Here is an 18,768-nt window from a genome sequence, read left to right on the forward strand (position 1 = left end):
AACACCGTGTTGTCCACTAAGAACGCTGTTCCACCCACCACCGCGAACTTCAGCGGTTCACGGTGCTTCAGCGCAAGTGCGTGCATCGGTTCCGGTAATCGTGCGAGTACTGCGTTTGCTATTCGGAGCACCCCCGATCTTCTCACCAGCCGAACATCCTGGTGAAAAGATTTACAAATACGGCTTGTCCGGCTTCGCCATCATCAACCGCGCTCAACCCTTGGCGCCTACCGAGGCCGGGCACGCTTTTCCTAGCGAAGCACGACACCTTCCAAGGCTCCTGGAAGCAAACGCCGAGTAACCGGAGTCGAAGCTCGAACCAGGCCGATTGCTCATCGGCCGGGGACATCCGGGTGCTCACGTTCCCCGGATTTTTGGTGTTTCCGCAGGAGCCGAAAACCGTACGGTCCCCAGCGTGAACCTGCCGCGGCGAGGGAAGATCGCCTTGGGTTTGCATGACGTGTCATGTAGGTTCCATTCGAGGCGATCGCACGCGCAGGGTGCAGCCGAATCGTGAGGTGTTCGATGACTGAGATCAAGCCTGTCCTGGAGAAGGTCGCGAAGGCGTTCGCCGACGCCAACGCCACTCCGCCGTTCCTCTACCAGCTGCCGCCGCAAGAGGGCCGACGCATCGCCGTCCGGGTGCAGACCGACCCGTCTCCAACGGTGCCGGAGGCCGACGTATCGGACGTGGTGGTCGAGGGTGGCCCTACGGGCACGGTGCGGGTACGCATCGTGCGGCCGAAGAACGCGACCGGGGTCCTGCCGGTGATCCTCTACGTGCACGGGCTCGGCTGGGTGTTCGGGGGACCGCAGACCCACGACCGTCTTGTGCGCGAACTGGCGGTGGGCGTGGGTGCCGCGGTGGTGTTCCCCGACTACGACCTGGCCCCCGAAGCGAAATATCCGACGCAGATCGAGCAGGTCTACGCCGTCGCCACATGGATCCGCGACCACGGTCCGGAGGAGTCGCTGGACCCCTCACGCGTTGCGGTGGCCGGTGACTCCGTCGGCGGCAACATGGCGACGGTCACCACGCTGCTGGCCAAGCAGCGCGGCGGAATCGAGTTCAGGGGTCAGCTCCTGTATTACCCCGTGACCGACGCCGCCTTCGACACCGGTTCCTACCAGCAGTTCAGCGAGGGCTACTTCCTCACCCGCGAGGGCATGAAGTGGTTCTGGGACCAGTACACCACCGACCCCGCCGAACGCGCCGAGATCACCGCCTCTCCGCTGCGGGCCTCCCTCGAGGATCTCGCCGGACTGCCCCAGGCTCTCGTGGTCGTCGCCGAGGCCGACGTCCTGCGCGACGAGGGCGAGGCGTACGCGGCGAAGCTCCGCGCGGCCGGCGTCCCGGTGACCACGGTGCGCTACGGGGGCATCATCCACGACTTCGTCGGTCTCAATCCCCTGCGGCACACCTTCGCCGCTCAGGGCGCGATCAGCCAGGGCATCGCCTTCCTCGCGGGCGTTCTGGGCACGCAATGACCAGGTTCGGCGAAGGGAATATCAATGACCATGTCAAGCGGCCACTGCGGTGACCTGCTGCGGCACGATCGGCGAGAAGGTCCGGTTGTCGCGTGGCAGTGCCCGGAGCACGTCGACCAGGCGTCGGGCCAAGGCGAGTAGGGCCTGGGTATAGATCTTGTTCTCGGCTCGCTTGCGCTGGTAGAAGGCCCGGGATGGGCCGTCGGTGCGGGTGTAGGACAGTGCGGCCATGTAGAAGACGTCCAGCAGCAGCACGTCGACGGGCGCGCCCCGGCCGGACCGGCGGGAGACCTCCTCGCGACGCCGTCCGCGGTGAGGATCTCCGTCACCGGGTTTTCCCCGCCGCCCGTCGCACCGGTGCCGCCTGCATGACCGCCTCCTTGACCATCAGTACCGACCCCAATCGCGACCAGAACCCTCCCGTAGCGTCGCGACTGGCCGCCGTGGCGGCCCACCGCAGCCGGCTTGTCGCTCCGGCGACCGGACGACGAGGCCGCCGTTGGCGACCCTCACCAGCGCTCGGCCGACCCGGCAAGGAACGTGTCGAAGGTCCGCACCGCAGGTTGCAACTTCCTCGTCAGAGCGAAGTCGGCCTGGTACGCGGGCGTCCGGCCCAGCCAGGTGAACATCGCCCGGCTGTCGTCGTCGTCGACCGTGGCGATCGGGACGGTCTCGAACCGGACGGCCGTTCGGGTCCGCCGTCCGAACGCCTCGGCGATCTGCTCGGGTGTCAGCTCGTCGCCGGCGACCTCCACCGCGCCCGAGGGCACGAGCCGCGGGTCGGTGAGCACGGCGGCGACCACCGCGCCGATGTCGCGCACGGCGATCATCTGTAGCGGTACATCGGGCAGCAGGGGACTGCGGATCACCAGTGCTTCCGGCTCCCGTACCGGCGCCATGGCGGTGACAAAGTTGTCCATGAAGAACACCGGCCGCACGACAGTGGTCCGCAGGCCGCGGTCGCGCAGGTACCGCTCCACCGCCCACTTGCTTTCGAAGTGCGGCACGCCGGAGCCGCGGTCGGCGCCCCCCACGGAGCTGTAGACCACGTGCGGCACCCCGGCCGCGACCGCCGCGTCGGCGACCGCCCGGCCCTGGACGACCTCTCCCGCCGTACCGTGGCCGGCGAACACCGTCATGGCGAACAGCCCGGCCAGCTCGGCGAATGCCGCGGGCAGGCTCGTCGGATCGTCGGTGTCGGCGCGGACCACCCGTACTCCCCGCGCTGCCATTGCCCGGCTGCCGGGGTCGTCGATGCGGCGGACCAGTGCCCGGACGGCGAGGCCGCGGTCTCGTAGGGCCCGTACCACCGCGCCGCCCTGCCGGCCGGTGGCGCCCAGGACTCCGTATTCTTCGGCCATCAGTCGGTGAGCAGCAGTGTGTGCACGGTGGTGATCAGGCCGTCCGCGACCAGTGCGATGTCGACGCCGTGCACCACGGGCGGCTGTCCCGCCGGTCCGAAGTTCCACGGAAGGTAGCCGAGGTCCTGGCTGACCTGGACCGGGCCGCCGGGCGTGAAGACGAAGCCCGGCGCGTCGTCGAGGATCTTCTGGGCCTTGGCATCGAGTGCGTCGTGGCCCTCCACCGTCTCCTCCGGGTCGGAGAACCGGACCCCGGGGGCGTATACCCGGACAATCGCCGCCCGGCGCCGCTCACTGTCGCGCTCGTTGAAGACCTCCAGTAGGTTCGCGTGCATGAGCTGCTCGATCGTTGCCATCGCGTACTCCTCACCATGGTCGCGCCCGGCTCGGGCACGGACTTTCAGTACGATATATGACACGTCAAGAAAACCGCGTGATCGGGGCTCGTCGAGCGATTGCTAGGTTCAGACAGTGACGGACGAGGCGGCAGAACCCGGGAGCCTGAACCCGGTCGAGCTCAGGGCCTGGCGCGGGCTCATCGAGATCACACCGCTGCTGCGGCAACGTCTGGATCAGCTGCTGATGGCGGACTCCGGGCTTTCCGGCAGCGACTACCCCGTCCTGGTGACCCTGCACGAGCGGGGTGAGCGGACGGTCCGCTCGACCGAGTTGGCCGACCTGATCGGCTGGGAGCAGAGTCGCCTGTCGCACCATCTCGCCCGCATGGAACGCCGCGGGCTGATCCGACGCAGCCGCCACCAAGCCGACAACCGGGTTGCCGAGGTCCACTTGACCGATGAAGGCCGCGCCGCCTTTCTCCGTGCGGCCAAGGGGCATTCGCGGGCGGTCCGAACCCACTTCGCCGACGTGCTCACCGTCCCGCAACTGGAGGCGCTCGCCGAGATCATGGAGGCCCTCAAGTGCCACCTCGACTCCTCGGGATGACCCCTCCAGCGGTGCGGCCGCCGTCGCCACCGGGGGCGACGTGGCCGAGTGGCACGACGCCGGCCGGTCGCGCAACTTGCGCGCACTGGTTGATCAGTTCGGCGAGGGCTTGCGGCCACCGCCCGCTCAGGGCGATCGTGATTCTCTCGACTCGCCTCAGCGCCGGGAACTACTGTCGCGAGCATGGTCGAACACGATGTCCTCAGTGTCACCCGCGAGGCTTACGACGCTGCTGCCCTCACCTATGCGCAGCTGTTCCGCGACACGCTGCGTGACAGTCCCCTGGACCGTGCGATCTTGGGTGCCTTCGCCGAGGTCGTAAGTGCGAGTGGGGACGGTCAGATCGCAGACCTGGGGTGTGGGCCTGGCCATATCACCGCTTATCTGGACGAGCTGGGGGTGGCGGCGTTCGGTGTTGATGCCTCTCCTGCGATGATCAAGTTGGCTCGACAGGCCTATCCGGGCCTGCGGTTCGACGTGGGCTCGATGGCCGCGTTGGACATCGCCGACGGCGCGCTGGGCGGCGTACTCTCACGCTGGTCCATCATCCACACTCCGCCGCGGGAACTCCCCGTCATCCTGGCGGAGTTCCACCGTGTGCTGGCACCTGGCGGCCACCTTCTGGTCGGCTTTTCGGCAAGCGATGATCCGTCTCGCCCGACGCAGGTCTTCGACCACACGGTCGCGCCGGCCTATCGCTGGTGGCCTGATCACCTCGCCGCGATGCTGCTCAAGTCCGGGTTGGTCGAGGTGGCCCGGATGGTTCGCGAGCCTCAGCCCACCGACCGGCGGCAGTTCAAGGAGATCCAGCTGCTCGCCCGCAAAGCCTAGGCGGGGGCTGTCCGACCGCCTGGAGTTGCTGTTCCACCTGAGCTGGGCGGCCGGCCCCTGCTGCTCTTCCTCGCGTCCGAGTGGGCGGCCGAGGCCCTCGGCCTGTCCGCGAAGGACACGCTCGCCGCGGCCGTCACGGCCCTGACGTACGTCGCGGCCACGCCGCTGCTCCGCGGGACCACCAAGTCGATCATGCAGCGGCGGGACGGGCAAGGTTGATGGACCCGTCCTTCGACGAGTTCCTGCACGTCCTGGCTCGGCTGTCGATCGTGGCGCCGCCGGCGCCGGCCGGCTGGGTGGACTCCGGCTTCCTGCGCGACGCGGTCGACACCAGCGACTCGGCCCTGTCCAAGCAGGTCTCCGCGCTGGCCCGACTTGACGTGAACCAAGGTTGAGGTACGACCCTGTTCACACGGCGCCGCAAGGGCGCGGACAAGCCCACTGTGACCAGTGCGACCAGCGGAGGACCGTCATGCCCGAAGAGCCGATCCGGCTAGCGGTGATCGTCGGCAGTGTCCGGGAAGGTCGGCTCGGCCTGACCGTCGCGGACTGGTTCGCGGGCCGGGCCCGGGGGCACGAGGATCTGGACGTCGACGTCGTCGACCTGGCGGAGGTTTCCCTGCCGATGGTGTTGCCCCGCTTCGGGGCCGCGCCCGGCGCGGAGGCGGGGCGGGCTCTGGCGGCCCTGACCCCGCGGCTGGCCAGGGCCGACGCGTTCGCCGTCGTGACGCCCGAGTACAACCACAGCTTTCCCGCCTCGTTGAAGAACGCCATCGACTGGCACGACCGGCAGTGGCACGCCAAACCGGTCGGTTTCATCTCCTACGGCGGCATCTCCGGCGGTCTGCGGGCGGTCGAGCAGCTCCGCCTGGTCTTCGCCGAGCTGCACGCGGTCACCGTCCGCGACACCGTCAGCTTCCACGGCGCCTGGAAGCACTTCGATGACAAGGGGGCGCCGACCAGCCCGCAGAGCTGCGACGGCGCGGCCAAGATCCTGCTCGAACAGCTCACCTGGTGGGCGCGGACGCTGCGCGAGGGCAGGGCCGCCCGCCCCTATGCCACCTGACCTCGACAGAACGGACCCGGGCGCGTCACCGGTCGTCACGCGCGACGGCGCCCGCCCCACGGAGTCGTGTTCCGTGGGGCGGGCGCCGTCGTCTCCGGGGTCACGGATGGCTTGTGGTCACCGTGGATCCCCTCCGCGTCCGGACTCACAGCCGCCGCGTGATCCCCGGACGTCGTCCTACCAGCCGCTGCCGGACCTGTAGAGCTGGCCGCGCACCGCGCCGCCGCCGAACTCGGTGGTGTGCAGGTTGGTGTACCAGTTCTTCGGGTTCTTCTTGATGCCCCGGGCGATGTCGGACTTCACCGACGCGGTGCCGGCGATCCCGGTGACGCCCTTGGGCAGGCCGTTCGTGTCGGCGAAGAAATCGATCACGACATCGCCGTTCTTGCCCTTCTTGCCACGGTGGATGTGCCCGTTGGTGGGGGCGGCGAGCTTCTCCCAGATGGTGGCGTAGTAGACCTTCGAGCCCTTGATGCCGACGAGCCACTCGGCGCGGCCGTTCGGGTCGCCGACCTTCTTGCCGGGGGCCGGGACCTCCTGGCGGCCGTCGGCGTTGGAGTGGTAGATGGGGTGCACGCCGCTGGCCAGCACGTTGGCCAGGTTGGTCGGGCTGATCCGGTGCATCTGGGCGCGCACCGCGCCACCCGGGAACTCGGCGGTGTGCAGGTTGAGGTACCAGTTCTTCGGGTTCTTCTTGATCCCGGACAGCAGGCCGCCGTCGTTGATCTTGACGCTGCCGAGGATGGCCTTGCTGCCGCCGGGCAGGGCCTCCATGAAGAAGCCGACCTTCACGTCGCCGTTCTTACCGGCCTTGCCCTGGTGGATGTGGAACGCGGTGGGGGTGGCCGTTCCCTCCCACCGTACGGCGTAGGAGACCTCGTTGCCGCGGATGCGGACGACGGCGAGGGCCCTGCCGTCCTTGTCGCCGACGGCGGGGCCGCCGCTGGTCGGCACCTCGTTCTTCCCGATCAGTGTGCCCGCGAAGTAGGCGTCGGCTGTGCCGGCCGTATCGGACTGCGTGGCCGCGGTTGTGCCGGCCTGCGCGACCGGGGCGAGGGCCGCGGAGAGCAGGGACGCGGCGATGGCCACGCCGGAGACGGTGAGGGAGCGCTTGGACATCGTGAACCTCTCATAGCTGTGCGGTAAGGGGGCTGCTGCGTTCTACAGCCGGTTGTACGGCGCCGCGGCCAGGTAAGGTTCAATCTTCAAATACGTAAAAATGCACACAGCGAAGCGGCCCCGAAACGGCTCTCCCGCTCCGGGGGGAAGATAGGATGCCCGGTCAGACCGTGACGGTGAGCAGCGTGTCCCCGCCGTTCGTGCGCACCTCGAAGTGGTCTATCCCGGTCGGCCCCCAGGCGACCCCGCCGTGCACGTAGAGCGGTTCGGGAGAGCCGGGAACCCCGTAGCCCCGCTCGGGCACCGCCCATCCGGTGACCACGCGCCGCTCGCCCTTCCGGGAGACGGCGATCAGCTCGCACTCCAGCGGGCCCTTCACGCCCCTGAGCTCCAGGGCGGCGTGGGTGCCCCAGCCTTTCGTCTCCAGCACCAGGCCGCCGGTGACGCCGGAGGCGCCCTTGCCCGCGAGCGGCGTGCCGGCCCGGTAGGCGTCTTCCGCGGGGCCGTGCGCGGAGTGGCCGACGGGAACGCTCCCGCTCCCGCTCTCGCCGGAGATCGTGCTGCCCACCGCGATCCCGCCGGCGACCAGGGTGACGGCGGCGGCGGCGCCGATCACGAACGTTCCCCTGCGGGCACGCCGGTCGGCCGCCTTGCGGCGGCGCAGCAGGTCGACCACCTCGGTGGGACCCGGGTCACCGGTACCGGCGTCGTGGCCCGCGTCTCCCAGGGGCCCGATGCCGGCGAGCGCGTCCGCCACCCCGGACAACTCCCGGAGCTCCGCGGTGCACGACCGGCAGGTGGCCAGGTGGTGCGAGAAAGCCGTCCGGTCGGGCTCTTCGAGGATGCCCAGGGCGTACGCGCCCACGTCGGTGTGCTCCACCTGCGAGGTCATGCCGTCACCCCTCTCTCCTCAAGGGCGACGCGCAGCGCGCGGAGGGCGTAGTACGCCCTCGACTTCACCGTGCCGACGGGGATGCCGAGCACCTCGGCGGCGTCGTTCACCGACCGGTCGCGCAGGACCGTCTCGTTCAGGATCTCGCGGTGGGCGGAGGACAGCGCGTTGAGCGCGTCCGACACGACGACCTGTCGCAAAAGATCTTCCATCTGATCGGGCATGGGCACACTCTCCAGTGGTCCCTCACCCGCCTCGTGGGGACGCGCGTCCTTACGGCGTTGGTCGTCAATCACGATATGCCGGGCGACGGTGGCGAGCCAAGGCATCAGGGACGACGCGCCGGTGTCGAACCGGTCCGCGCTGCGCCACGCACGCACCATGGTCTCCTGCACCACGTCCTCGGCCCACTGCACGTCGCCGTGGGTGAGCCGTACGACGAAGGAGAGCAGCGGCCGGTGGTAGGTCCGGTACAGCTCCGCGACGATCAGCTCGTCGTCGGGGGCGTCGACCGGTCTCAGGCGGCGGGACCGGTTTCGCCGGTCACCTGGCCAGGAAGAGGCTTTCACGTCGAGGTCTTCTCCGGGGGAATCGGCCGGCAGGGAGGGGCAGGCGCCTTGCCGCGTCACCACGCGCGTCCCGCGGTCCGCATCGGACGGTCGTGACCGGTGCGTGGGGCGGTGTCGCCCGCCTCTTCGTGGCCGCGGGTGCCGGGCGGCGGTTCCGCGATCACGGCGGTGCCCGCTGGAGCGGGCCGCCGCGGGGCGTCCACGATCACGCTGTGCCCTCCCGGGTTCGGCCGCCGGACGATTTCCGGTGTCGGCAGGCAGTACGGCGCCGGATCCCTGAGGGTTCAACAGATCATGTCAATTTCAAATTATTAGCCCAGCTATCTTCCCATGAGGGGGAAATCAGGTTAATTCCGGGCAAGGGAAATCTGTCCGAGCCGGTGTCACCAGGGCGGCCCTGGGCGGGCGCAGGGAGGGCGGGGCCGGTCTCGTGGGGCCGTATGGCCACCCGGTTCGATGGTCTCGCTCGGGCCGCGGCACGCCGTGAGGGCGGGCCGCGGCGATGTCACAGGACCGGGCGGATGTGGGTGATGAGGCGGCCGCCGTCGAAGACGTGCATGGCGATCTGCGGAGGCAGGTCGTAGTCGACGGGGACCGGGACGTCGAGCTCCTGGGTGAGCCGCAGCGTGGAGACGACCCCCGGGGCGACCGACAGCGGCAGGCCCGCGAAGGTGGTGCTCGCCGCGGTGTGGGCGTGACCGGTGATGACGGCCACCACCTGCGGGTGCCTCCGCACGACCGCCTCCAGCCGCTCCGGGTTGCGCAGCCGGATCGCGTCCACGTACGGGATGCCCAGCGACACCGGCGGGTGGTGCATGCCGACGATGGCCGGGGTGTCAGGGGTCTCGGCGAGCACGCCGTTCAACCAGGTGACCGTCTCGTCCTCCAGGAAGCCCTCCGGCCGCCCGGGGACGCTGGAGTCGCACAGGGCGACGGTGAGCCCGTCGAGCCTGAGGACCTGGTTGATCGGCCCGTCGCCGTCCTCGTCGAGGTCGAGCAGCGCCTTGCGGAACGCCGGACGGACGTCGTGGTTACCGGGACAGATGATCGTCGGATAGCGCGTGGTCAGCAGCTCGCGCGCGATCTCGTACTCCTCGATCAGGCCGTTGTCGGCGATGTCGCCGGTCACCACGACCGCGTCCAGGGGACCGGGCAGGTTCTCCAGGTGTCGCATGACGGATCGGGTCCTGTCGATGCTGCGGGGAGAACCGTCGATATGGACGTCACTTACGTGCGCCAGGATCAGCATCAATCAAGAGTGACATATCCGGCTTCCCGTCGCCGGGCATCCGGTGCGGAGGGCGGAAACGCACCGGACGACGAGGCGCGCTGTGAGCTCGGAGCCGCGCGGGGGACGTGGCGGGGAGGGCCGGGGCGGTGGGGGTGACGCCGGGTCAGGCGGTGGAGCCGCCGTCCACCACGATGTCGGCGCCGACCACGAAGCCCGCGTCCTCGGAGGCCAGCCACAGGACGGTGCCGGTGATCTCGTCGAGGGAGCCGACCCTGCCGATCGGAAGCTGCCGGCTGACCCGCGCGGCCCGGTCGGTCTCCGTCTCGCCCGGCCGCATGGACATCGAGGTGTCGTGCGGGCCCGGACTGAGCGCGTTGATCCTGACGCCCCGGCCGATGTACTCCAGGGCGGCGGTGCGCGTCAGCGCCGTCACCCCGGCCTTGGAGGCGGCGTAGGCACCGAGGCCCGGTATGCGCTTGTGCGTCCCCACCTGAGAGGCGACGTTGACGATAACCCCGCCGCCACCGGCAAGCATCGCCGGGATCTCGTGCTTCATCGCCAGGAAGGTGCCGGTCAGGTTGACGTCGACGACCCGGGTGAAGTCCTCCTCGGGCAGGTCGGCGACCTCGCCCATGGCGAACACCCCGGCGTTGTTGATCGCGATGTCCAGCCCGCCGTGCCGCTCCACGATCCGCTCGACCAGTCCGGCGACCGAGGCGGAGTCGGAGACGTCCGCGACGAGGGCGGAGGCCCGGCCGCCGTCCGACCCGATCAGCTTCACGGTCTGCTCCAGCGCCTCCGGGCCCCGCGCGGCCACCACGACGCGGGCGCCCTCGCGGGCGAACCCGCGTGCCACGGCCCTGCCGATGCCCGTCCCGCCCCCGGTCACCAAAACCACTTTGTCCTGAAATTTCATGACGCCTCCAAAGTAGATTGATCAGTCCAGAATGGTGAGCGCCTGGGCGGCGGCGTCGCGCAGCCGTGCCGGGTCCTGCGTCCCCTTGGCCGTCAGCCGCAACCCCTGGAGGAAGACCAGTAGGAAGCCCGCCAGCGCCCGCGGGTCGCGGTCCGCGGGCAGCTCCCCCTGGGCCCGCGCCCTGATGAGCGCCGACGCCAGCGCGGTCTCCAGCGCGGTCCACTCGCCGTCCACGCACCGGGCCACCTGCTCGTCGCCGGGGAGCATCTCCGCCGCCGCGTTTCCGATCATGCAGCCCCGCCGCCCCGCCTCCCCGACGGAGTCGCGGACGTAGCCCTCCACCAGATCCCGTACGGCCGGAAGCGCGGGTCCTGGACGCGAGAGCGTCTCCATGTACAGCGGGCGGCGGATCTCCCGGTAGCGCCGCAGCGCCCGGAGATAGAGCTCGTGCTTGCCGCCGAACGTGGCGTACAGGCTGGCCCGGCCGATCCCCAGGTGGCCGACCAGGTCGCTCACCGACGTCGCCTCGTAGCCGCGCTCCCAGAACAGGTCGAGCGCCGCCTGGAGGGCGGCGTCCGGGTCGAACTCCTTCGTCCTCACCATGGGGAAAACGTAAAACAAACTAGAACGATCAGTCAAATAAGCTGGGGCCCGTCCCTGCCCCTCGTAAGGGACGGGCCCCAGCGGACCGGAGGTCGTACCCGCTACTCCCAGCGGAAGAACCGCGCGGCCAGCCCACCCGTGACCAGCACGGTCACCACCATCACCACCAGGTGCAGCGGCTGCGGCGCGTGCCCGGCCCACGTGTCGCGGAGCGCGTCGGCGAACGGCGCCATCGGCAGAAAGTCCCCGATGCGCCGCACCAGGTCGGGCATCAGTTCCCGGGGGATCCACATCCCCGCCATGAACATGAGCGGGAACATCAGCAGCGAGCCGATGCCCGGCGCCACCTTCGCGTTGGGCGCCACCGCGGCGATCAGCAGCCCCAGGCTCAGCATCGAGGCCGTGCCGAGCACGAACACCCCCGCGAAGGCCAGCGGGCTCTTGGGCGGGACCGAGCCGAGGACGAGATAGCCCAGGCCGATCAGGAGGACGGTGGCGACGATCGCCACCGCGAGGTTGTTGGCGACCTGGGCGACCAGCAGCCGGATCGGGTTGACCGGGGTGGTGGACATCCGGCGCAGCACGCCGCTCTCCCGGTAGGTCACCAGCGTCGCGGGCAGGACGGTCAGCGCCATCGTCACCACCGCCAGGATCACCATCATGCCGGGCAGCTGGGTGTCGACGACCCGCTCTCCGCCCAGCTCGGGAACCGCCTTCTGGTAGCTGGGGATCTGCCCCAGCGCGAGCAGGAGGACGAGGGGCAGCATCACCGCGAAGATCGGACCGGCCGGGTCCCGCAGGAAGAGCTTGGCCTCGGTCAGGAGCATCTTGTTCATGAGGAGATCTTCTTTCCGGTGAGGCTGAGGAAGGCGTCGTCGAGGGTGGCCTGCTCCACGCGCAGGTCGGTGGGTACGACACTCGCGGCGGAAAGGACGGTCGTGACCGCGAGGAGCAGGTTGCCGGTGCCGGTGACCGTGACCTGCCCGCCGCTGCGGCTCACCCCGGTGACCTCGGGCAGGGCTTCGAGCCGGGAGTCGTCGAGCGGCCCGGACGGCCGGAACCTGACGGTCTGCCGCCCGCCGACCTTGGCGATCAGGCCCGACGGGCTGTCCATCGCGACCACCCGGCCCGAGTCGATCAGCGCGAGCCGGTCACAGAGCCGCTCGGCCTCCTCCATGAAGTGGGTGACCAGCAGGATCGTCACGCCGTCCTCGCGGATCCGCTCGATGAGCTCCCAGGTGTCCCTGCGAGCCTGGGGGTCCAGGCCGGTGGTCAGCTCGTCCAGGATCGCCACGCGGGGGTTGCCGACCAGGGCCAGCGCGATCGAGAGCCGCTGCTGCTGGCCGCCGGAGAGCTTGCCGTAGGGGGTGTCGCGCTTGCCGGCGAGCCCGACGCGCTCCAGCAGCTCCATCCAGTTCGCCGGGGTCCGGTAGAAGGACGCGTACAGGTCGAGCGCCTCCCACACCTTGAGCTTCTCCGGCAGCGTGGAGCTCTGCAGCTGGACTCCCAGCTGCTCCCTGAGCTCGGCGCGGTGCAGACCTCCGAGCACGCTGACGGTGCCGGAGTCGGGGACGCGCAGGCCGGCGACGCACTCCACGGTGGTCGTCTTGCCGGCGCCGTTGGGGCCGAGAACGCCGAAGATCTCGCCCTCTTCGACGGTGAACGAGACGTCGTCCACCACCAGCTGGTCGCGGTACTGCTTGCGGAGGTTGCTGACCTCGATGACCTTCATGCTCACCGACGCTACGAGTCGCGCCGCGCCCGGAGAATCCGTCTACATCCCCGGTGGAGGCGGGCCAGGCACCCGCGGGGGGTGTGGCTACCTCCACCCCTCCGCGGCATCCGCCACCACTGGGCACGCCCGGCCGGATCGCCGACACTTGACCCATGAAGACGTACGCGGTGACGGTCGGCAGGGCACTGGCGCTGGGAGCGATGGCGCTGCTGGACACGGTCCTGATCGCCGTGACCCTGGTCACGTTCGTGCTGGCGTTCGGGCTGGGAATGATCTTCTGTTTTCCTCCGGCGGCCCGGCTGCTCAGGGCTCGCACGGCGATGGCCAGGAAGCTGACCGGCACGTGGCTCGGGACCGCGGTGCCGGTCCCCTACCTGCCGCCCCCGCTGCCCGCGCGGCCCCAGCCCGACGGCTGGTACCGCCACGAGCGCCAGCTCTACAAGACGCCGTGGTGGCCCAACTGGAACAACCGCTGGAAGTGGATGTTCGGCGACCCGGCCACCTGGCGGGACGGGCTCTGGGTGTTCCTCAACCCGCTGGCCGGCGTTCTCCTGCTGCTGCCCCTCCTCCTGGCCGGGTACGCCGTCCTGACGCCCCGGTCCGATCTCCCGGCGTTCGCCTCGCCGCTCCTGGGCCTCGCCGCGGTCCTCGCCCTGCTCGCGACGCCCGGCTTCCTGCGGGGGTACGCCTGGTGGAACCACCTGCTGCTGTCTCCCACGGCCAAGTCCGTGCTCGCGGCGCGGGTCCAGCGGCTCGACCAGGCGCGCCTGGCGACGGTCGACTCCCAGGCCTCCGAGCTGCGGCGGATCGAGCGCGACCTGCACGACGGGGCGCAGGCGAGGCTCGTCGCGATGGGCATGACGCTCGGCGCGGTCGAGGAGCTGATGGACAAGGACCCCGCGGCGGCCAAGGCCCTGCTCGGCAAGGTCAGGGAGGCCTCCTCCACGGCACTCGTCGAGCTGCGCGACCTCGTCAAGGGCATCCACCCGCCGGTCCTGGCCGAGCGCGGCCTCGGCGACGCCGTGCGCGCCCTGGCGCTGGACAGTCCGCTGAAGGTCACGGTCACCGTGGACCTGGAAACCCGCCCCGACTCGCCCGTGGAGTCGGCCGCCTACTTCTCGATCAGCGAACTCCTCGCCAACGCGGCCCGTCACGGCGGCGCCGAGCGGGTGTGGATCGACATCAGCAGCAACGACCACGCCCTGCGCGTGGTGGTCGCCGACGACGGCTCGGGGGGCGCCGACCCGTCCCTGGGCAGCGGCCTGCGCGGCATCGAGCGCAGGCTGGCGGCCTTCGACGGGGTGCTCGCGGTCAGCAGCCCGCGGGGCGGCCCGACCACCGCCACGTTCGACCTGCCCAACGCCCTGAGGGAGAAGGGCCCCGACTGCAAGCCGTCCCTGCCCCGCGGTAAGGCCACCATCGTCGGGATCTGCTGGGGCCTCGGCTGGCTCCCGCTCTTCCCGCAGGGACTGGTGACGATGTTCATGAAGATCTTCGGCGCCGAGCACCGCAGCTGGTTCCTCGCCCTCTACCTGCCCGAGCTGCTGCAGTGGCCGCTGATCGTCTTCAACATCCTCCTGGGCCTGTCCATGTACGCCGCGGGCATGCTCATCCCCGTCATGCACGCCCGCCAGCAGCGGCTGGCGGAGGTCCTGCCGACCCGCCTATGGTTGGGCCGGTGAGCCTGAGAGTCGTCATCGCCGAAGACCTGTACCTCCTGCGGGACGGCCTGGTTCATCTCCTCCAGGCACACGACTTCGAGGTGGTGGCCGCCGTCGAGTCGGGGCCGGAGCTGCTGGAGGCGCTGACCGGGCTACGGCCCGACGTGGCGGTGGTCGACGTGCGCCTCCCGCCCACGTTCACCGACGAGGGGCTCCAGGCCGCGCTGGCGGCGCGCCGGGCCGTCCCCGGCCTGCCGGTGCTCGTGCTGTCCCAGCACGTCGAGCAGCTGTACGCGCGCGAGCTCCTGGCCGACGGCACGGGGGCGATCGGCTATCTCCTCAAGGACCGGGTCTTCAACGCCGAGCAGTTCGTCGACGCGGTCCGCCGGGTCGCCGCGGGGGGCACCGCGATGGACCCCGAGGTGATCGCCAAGCTGCTGGCCAGCACCGCCCGTCACCAGCCGCTCGGCGCGCTGACCCCGCGCGAGCGCGAGGTGCTGGAGCTGATGGCCGAGGGCCGCTCCAACGCGGCCATCTCCCAGCGCCTGTTCCTCAGCGAGAGCGCGGTCGGCAAGCACACGGCCAGCATCTTCGCCAAGCTCGACCTCGCTCCCTCCGACGACGACAACCGCCGCGTGCTCGCTGTCCTGACCTACCTCAACGCCGCCCGCGGCTGACGCCTCCCTTCCCCCTTTTTCCCCGGCCGGGTAGCGGTTCTGTCGGTCTCAGCGGATAACGTGCTGTTGGAGTACGGCTTCCGCGCATGGGGTGCCGTTCAGGACGAAGGGATGATCAGGTGAAGTTCCGGGTTAACCGTGATGTCCTGGCCGACGCGGTGGCCTGGGTGGCCCGGGTGCTGCCGAACCGGCCGGCCATTCCCGTCCTCTCCGGCCTGCTCCTGGAGGCCGACGACGGCGATCTCGTGCTGTCGGCCTTCGACTACGACGTCTCCGCCCGTGTCTCGATCGAGGCGGTCGTGGCGGAGCCCGGCCGGGTGCTGATCCCGGGCCGGATCCTCGCCGAGATCACCCGCAGCCTGCCCGGCGAGGTGGTGGAGGTCCTCACCAGCGGTTCCGAAGCGGTTCTGACCTGCGGCAGTGCGGAGTTCGGCCTGCTGACCATGCCGGTCGAGGACTTTCCCTCCCTCCCCGAGATGCCGCCGAAGATCGGCGCGGTCGGCGGAGTCGTCTTCGCGAGCGCGGTCGGCCAGGTGGCTCCGGCGGCCAGTCGCGACGAGAGCCTGCCCATGCTGACCGGCATCCGGGTCGACATCTCCGGCGACGACGTGACCATGGCCGCCACCGACCGCTACCGCATCGCGGCCAGGGAGTTCGGCTGGCGCCCCGAGGTGGCCGGTGCCACGGCCGCCGCGATGGTGCCCGCGCGGGTGCTCGTCGACGTGGCCAAATCGCTGCGCGGTGGCGAGGTGTCGGTGGCGCTGGGCGACGGCGTGGCCGGTTTCGAGAGCGTCGGCCGGGTCACCACGGTCCGCCTGCTCGACGAGCAGTTCATCGACTACCGCTCGCGGCTGACCGACGACTGGTCGATCCGGGCCGACCTGCCGGTGGCGCCGTTCATCGACGCGATCAAGCGGGTCACGCTGGTCGCCGAGCGCAACACCGCGGTCCGGCTCTCCTTCGCGCAGGGGCAGGTCCTGATCCAGGCGGGCGGCGGTGACATCGGCCGGGGCACCGAGGTCGTCGACGCCGAGCTGACCGGTGGCGACATCCAGATCGCCTTCCAGTCCCAGTTCCTGCTCGACGGCCTGAGCGGGGTCGAGACCGAGCTCGTCCGGCTCAACATGGAGTCGCCGAGCCGCCCGGCCCTTATCACGGAGGTCCCCGGCGACGCCGACCCCTCTTTCCGCTACCTCGTGATGTCCCTGCGCCTGACCTGACCGCCCCGGCGCCAGGCCCGCCGCACCGCGTGACCCGACCGCCCCATGCCCCAGGCTTACGCCGCACCGCGTGACCCAGCCGTCCCGCGCCCCAGGCCCATGCCGCTCCAGGCCCGGGACGGCGCTCTCATGAGCATGGGCCCCCTCACCATCTGGTGAGGGGGCCCATGCTCATGAGAAGGCGAAGGAGGGCGGGGTCAGAGGGAGAGTTCCTGCTCCTCCGTCAGGGCGATCAGGATGTGCTCCATGCACGCGTGGCCCGCGCGCTCGGCGGCGGCGGCGTCACCGACGGCGATGGCGCGCGCGATCGCCTCGTGCGGGATGTACGTGCTGTTCAGGGTGCTGTTCAGCGAGGTGCCAGCGGCGGTGATGCTGGCGCGCAGCGCCGCCGAGAAGTCCTCGTAGAGATCGATCAGCACGAGGTTGTGGGTGGCGCGGACGACCGCCATGTGGAAGGCGAGGTCGGCCTCGACGAACGCGTCGGGCTCTCCCCGCTCCCAGGCCCGCTCCCGCTCGGCCAGCGCCGCCTCGATCCCGGCGATGTCGGTGTCGGTGCGCCTGGTGGCGGCCAGTCTGGCGGCCTCCACCTCCAGCGCACGCCGCACCTCCAGGATTTCGAGCTGCTCGGCCGTGCGCAGCCGCCGCAGCATGGCCCCGGAGAGCTCGCTCGTGGCACGGACGTACGTCCCGTCGCCCTGGCGGCACTCCAACAGCCCGGCGTGGGTGAGGGCGCGCACCGCCTCGCGCACGGTGTTGCGCCCGACCCCGAGCTGTTCGGCGAGCACAGTCTCGGTAGGAATCTTCGCGTGCATCTGCCAGGAGTTAGAGGTGATCTGCTCCTTGAGTTGATCGATCACTTGATCGACGAGGGATGCTCGCTGCGCCGTACGCAGACTCACCGTCCGCCTCCTCCGGAGAAACCAATCATCCTACGAATCAATGACTGGTAGACCCTAGTTATTCCGGAGGTGCAAAAACAAATCTGGAACTCCAGATGTGGGAGCGTCTTATCGGACCAGGGCCGAATCGACCGTCACGCCCACCATCGCATCGCGCACTCCGGCAGCCTCAAGAGCCTTACGATACGCACTGGTCTGCTCGTCGACCACACCGACCTGGCCGTACAGGTCTCCGAGGTCACGCCAGACCCGCGCGCTCTCCCGGTCGGGACCGGAAGGCTCGTGCCGGGCATCGCTCAGCATCTGCTTGGCGGCGTTCAGCGCCGTCGTGACGTCGCCGCCCTGGCCGTGGGTGAGCATGGCACGGGCGAGAACCAGCTGCGCGGTCGCCCCGGTGGCGCTCGCCTGGCCGTCCAGCATGTCGAGGGCGGTTCGCGCCAGGGTGATCGCACCCTGCGCGTCGCCGGTCTCCAGCTGGACGTGGGCGCGCACGACAAGGCTCTTGACGTACTCCTGGACGTGCTCGGGGAACACGGCGAGGACCTCGCTCGCGGCGGCGGCGAGCTCGCGGGCCTCGTCGAGCGGCTCGTCACCGGTGGAGGCGGCGAGACGGGCCCAGCCCAGCGCGATGAGGGCGAGTTGCGAGGCCATCCGCGCCGGGCGCCCGGTCGCGATCGCGTCGTCGGCGAGGCGGACGGCCAGCGCCGAGTCCTCACCGTCGGCGGCGGTGACGCTCGCCTGCCAGAGGGCGTGGATCTCCGCGGTGCGGTTGACCGCGGTGGGGACGCCGTTGACCGACAGGACGTTCCGGACGTAGGACACGCTCGGCGAGCCGGATTCGCGGGTGCCCTTGGTCTCCATCAGAGAGGCGGCCAGCTCGACGGCGATCTCCCCCTGCGACAGGGGCAGCCGGTTGACCTCGCCGAGCGCGTGGACGGCCAGGTCGTGGGCGCGAAGGGTGTCTCCGGCGCGCTGGTAACAGCGGCTCAGCGCCACAGCCAGCGGCAGGTCCGCCAGACGCTCGGGGTGGGCGGCCGCCTCGCGGCGGAGCCGCTCGAACGCCTTCACCGCCAGGTCGACCTTGCCCTGGACCTCCAGCGCGCGTGCGCGGCCGAACCGCGCGTGCGCGGCCAGCATGACGTTCTCCTCGCCGGCGACCTTGACGATCTCGCCGAAGCGGTCGGCCGCGACGGACGGATCGCCGTGGAGGAGCTCAAGCTCCGCGTGGCGCAGGCCGAGTTCGGTGTCGATGCGCTGGCGCGGCTCGATCCCGTGCAGCAGGAATTCGGTGGTGCATCCCAGTCGCTCGGCGAGCAGGCGGGCGACCACGGGGGTCGGCGTCCGCTTGCCGGACTCGATGAGGGAGACGTAGCTGTCGGAAAGGTCCGGCCCTGCGAGCTGGGCCTGGGACATGCGCCTGCTCAGGCGCAGTCCGCGGACGCGGTCACCGATGGTTCCCTGACTCGGCATCTGATCTCTCAGGGCGGGGGGTGGTCAATGTTCTCGCCATGATTGCATGAAGCGGTCGAATCAGGTAACCCCGAGTGAAAAATCC

At 70.1% G+C, this 18,768-nt stretch carries 20 protein-coding genes and 1 pseudogene; 8 read left to right on the top strand and 13 right to left on the bottom strand.

All coding sequences use genetic code 11. The features are described from left to right. Positions 1–525 precede the first annotated feature (525 nt). A complete protein-coding gene (locus ACSDR0_RS26130) occupies positions 526–1,488 on the top strand; it encodes an alpha/beta hydrolase (protein ID WP_435291521.1) in 963 nt (320 codons plus the stop codon). A 33-nt stretch (positions 1,489–1,521) separates the two neighbouring features. Here the strand turns inward: ACSDR0_RS26130 and ACSDR0_RS26135 are convergent. The 3 genes and pseudogenes from ACSDR0_RS26135 to ACSDR0_RS26145 all read right to left on the bottom strand — a co-directional run. Next, a pseudogene (locus ACSDR0_RS26135) lies at positions 1,522–1,812 on the bottom strand (hypothetical protein); the annotation flags it as partial. A 185-nt stretch (positions 1,813–1,997) separates the two neighbouring features. Next, entirely contained in the window at positions 1,998–2,849 is an 852-nt protein-coding gene (locus tag ACSDR0_RS26140) for an NmrA/HSCARG family protein (protein WP_435291522.1), read from the bottom strand. Further along, positions 2,849–3,205, bottom strand: a complete 357-nt coding sequence (locus tag ACSDR0_RS26145) for a nuclear transport factor 2 family protein (RefSeq protein WP_435291523.1) — start codon at positions 3,203–3,205, stop codon at positions 2,849–2,851. Before ACSDR0_RS26145 ends, ACSDR0_RS26140 begins: the two co-directional genes overlap by 1 nt. Positions 3,206–3,320: 115 nt before the next feature. Here ACSDR0_RS26145 and ACSDR0_RS26150 point away from each other — a divergent pair, with 115 nt between their 5' ends. The 4 genes from ACSDR0_RS26150 to ACSDR0_RS26165 all read left to right on the top strand — a co-directional run bounded on the left by ACSDR0_RS26150 (position 3,321) and on the right by ACSDR0_RS26165 (position 5,691). Beyond that, a complete protein-coding gene (locus tag ACSDR0_RS26150) occupies positions 3,321–3,794 on the top strand; it encodes a MarR family winged helix-turn-helix transcriptional regulator (protein ID WP_435291524.1) in 474 nt (157 codons plus the stop codon). Positions 3,795–3,977: 183 nt separating this feature from the next. Beyond that, complete coding sequence (locus ACSDR0_RS26155; RefSeq protein WP_435291525.1) at positions 3,978–4,625, top strand: class I SAM-dependent methyltransferase; 648 nt, start codon at positions 3,978–3,980, stop codon at positions 4,623–4,625. 218 nt (positions 4,626–4,843) lie between these two features. Then, entirely contained in the window at positions 4,844–5,020 is a 177-nt protein-coding gene (locus ACSDR0_RS26160; protein WP_435291526.1) for a hypothetical protein, read from the top strand. 77 nt (positions 5,021–5,097) lie between these two features. After that, a complete protein-coding gene (locus ACSDR0_RS26165) occupies positions 5,098–5,691 on the top strand; it encodes an NADPH-dependent FMN reductase (RefSeq protein ID WP_435291527.1) in 594 nt (197 codons plus the stop codon). 177 nt (positions 5,692–5,868) lie between these two features. Here ACSDR0_RS26165 and ACSDR0_RS26170 read toward each other — a convergent pair whose 3' ends face one another. The 8 genes from ACSDR0_RS26170 to ACSDR0_RS26205 all read right to left on the bottom strand — a co-directional run bounded on the left by ACSDR0_RS26170 (position 5,869) and on the right by ACSDR0_RS26205 (position 12,753). Beyond that, entirely contained in the window at positions 5,869–6,810 is a 942-nt protein-coding gene (locus ACSDR0_RS26170; protein WP_435291528.1) for a CHRD domain-containing protein, read from the bottom strand. A 163-nt stretch (positions 6,811–6,973) separates the two neighbouring features. Beyond that, a complete protein-coding gene (locus ACSDR0_RS26175) occupies positions 6,974–7,702 on the bottom strand; it encodes an anti-sigma factor family protein (protein WP_435291529.1) in 729 nt (242 codons plus the stop codon). After that, positions 7,699–8,271 carry a sigma-70 family RNA polymerase sigma factor gene (locus ACSDR0_RS26180; protein ID WP_435291530.1) on the bottom strand — a complete coding sequence of 191 codons (573 nt, stop codon included), beginning with the start codon at positions 8,269–8,271 and terminating at the stop codon, positions 7,699–7,701. The genes ACSDR0_RS26175 and ACSDR0_RS26180 overlap by 4 nt, the downstream gene beginning before the upstream one ends. Positions 8,272–8,776: 505 nt before the next feature. After that, positions 8,777–9,520, bottom strand: coding sequence for a phosphodiesterase (locus ACSDR0_RS26185; protein WP_435291531.1), 744 nt, complete (start codon positions 9,518–9,520; stop codon positions 8,777–8,779). A 145-nt stretch (positions 9,521–9,665) separates the two neighbouring features. Next, complete coding sequence (locus tag ACSDR0_RS26190) at positions 9,666–10,418, bottom strand: SDR family NAD(P)-dependent oxidoreductase (protein WP_435291532.1); 753 nt, start codon at positions 10,416–10,418, stop codon at positions 9,666–9,668. Between the two features lie 21 nt (positions 10,419–10,439). Continuing rightward, positions 10,440–11,021 (bottom strand): TetR/AcrR family transcriptional regulator, encoded by a 582-nt coding sequence (locus ACSDR0_RS26195; RefSeq protein ID WP_435291533.1) that lies wholly within the window; start codon positions 11,019–11,021, stop codon positions 10,440–10,442. A gap of 101 nt (positions 11,022–11,122) precedes the next feature. After that, the gene (locus tag ACSDR0_RS26200; RefSeq protein WP_435291534.1) at positions 11,123–11,857 is read right to left on the bottom strand and encodes an ABC transporter permease; all 735 of its coding nucleotides are present in this window, start codon (positions 11,855–11,857) and stop codon (positions 11,123–11,125) included. Continuing rightward, positions 11,854–12,753, bottom strand: coding sequence for an ABC transporter ATP-binding protein (locus ACSDR0_RS26205; RefSeq protein ID WP_435291535.1), 900 nt, complete (start codon positions 12,751–12,753; stop codon positions 11,854–11,856). Before ACSDR0_RS26205 ends, ACSDR0_RS26200 begins: the two co-directional genes overlap by 4 nt. A gap of 155 nt (positions 12,754–12,908) precedes the next feature. Here ACSDR0_RS26205 and ACSDR0_RS26210 point away from each other — a divergent pair, with 155 nt between their 5' ends. From ACSDR0_RS26210 to dnaN, 3 genes are all read left to right on the top strand, one after another. Then, entirely contained in the window at positions 12,909–14,438 is a 1,530-nt protein-coding gene (locus ACSDR0_RS26210) for a sensor histidine kinase (protein WP_435291536.1), read from the top strand. Between the two features lie 2 nt (positions 14,439–14,440). Then, on the top strand, positions 14,441–15,094 hold the full coding sequence (locus tag ACSDR0_RS26215) for a response regulator (protein WP_435291609.1): 654 nt from the start codon (positions 14,441–14,443) through the stop codon (positions 15,092–15,094). Between the two features lie 119 nt (positions 15,095–15,213). Beyond that, on the top strand, positions 15,214–16,314 hold the full coding sequence (gene dnaN, locus ACSDR0_RS26220) for a DNA polymerase III subunit beta (RefSeq protein WP_435291537.1): 1,101 nt from the start codon (positions 15,214–15,216) through the stop codon (positions 16,312–16,314). A 197-nt stretch (positions 16,315–16,511) separates the two neighbouring features. Here dnaN and ACSDR0_RS26225 read toward each other — a convergent pair whose 3' ends face one another. Continuing rightward, positions 16,512–17,213 (bottom strand): FadR/GntR family transcriptional regulator, encoded by a 702-nt coding sequence (locus tag ACSDR0_RS26225; RefSeq protein ID WP_435291538.1) that lies wholly within the window; start codon positions 17,211–17,213, stop codon positions 16,512–16,514. Positions 17,214–17,321: 108 nt separating this feature from the next. Beyond that, entirely contained in the window at positions 17,322–18,683 is a 1,362-nt protein-coding gene (locus ACSDR0_RS26230; protein WP_435291539.1) for a helix-turn-helix domain-containing protein, read from the bottom strand. Positions 18,684–18,768 lie beyond the last annotated feature (85 nt).

This window comes from Streptosporangium sp. G11 (assembly GCF_051192615.1).
Lineage (GTDB): Bacteria > Actinomycetota > Actinomycetes > Streptosporangiales > Streptosporangiaceae > Streptosporangium.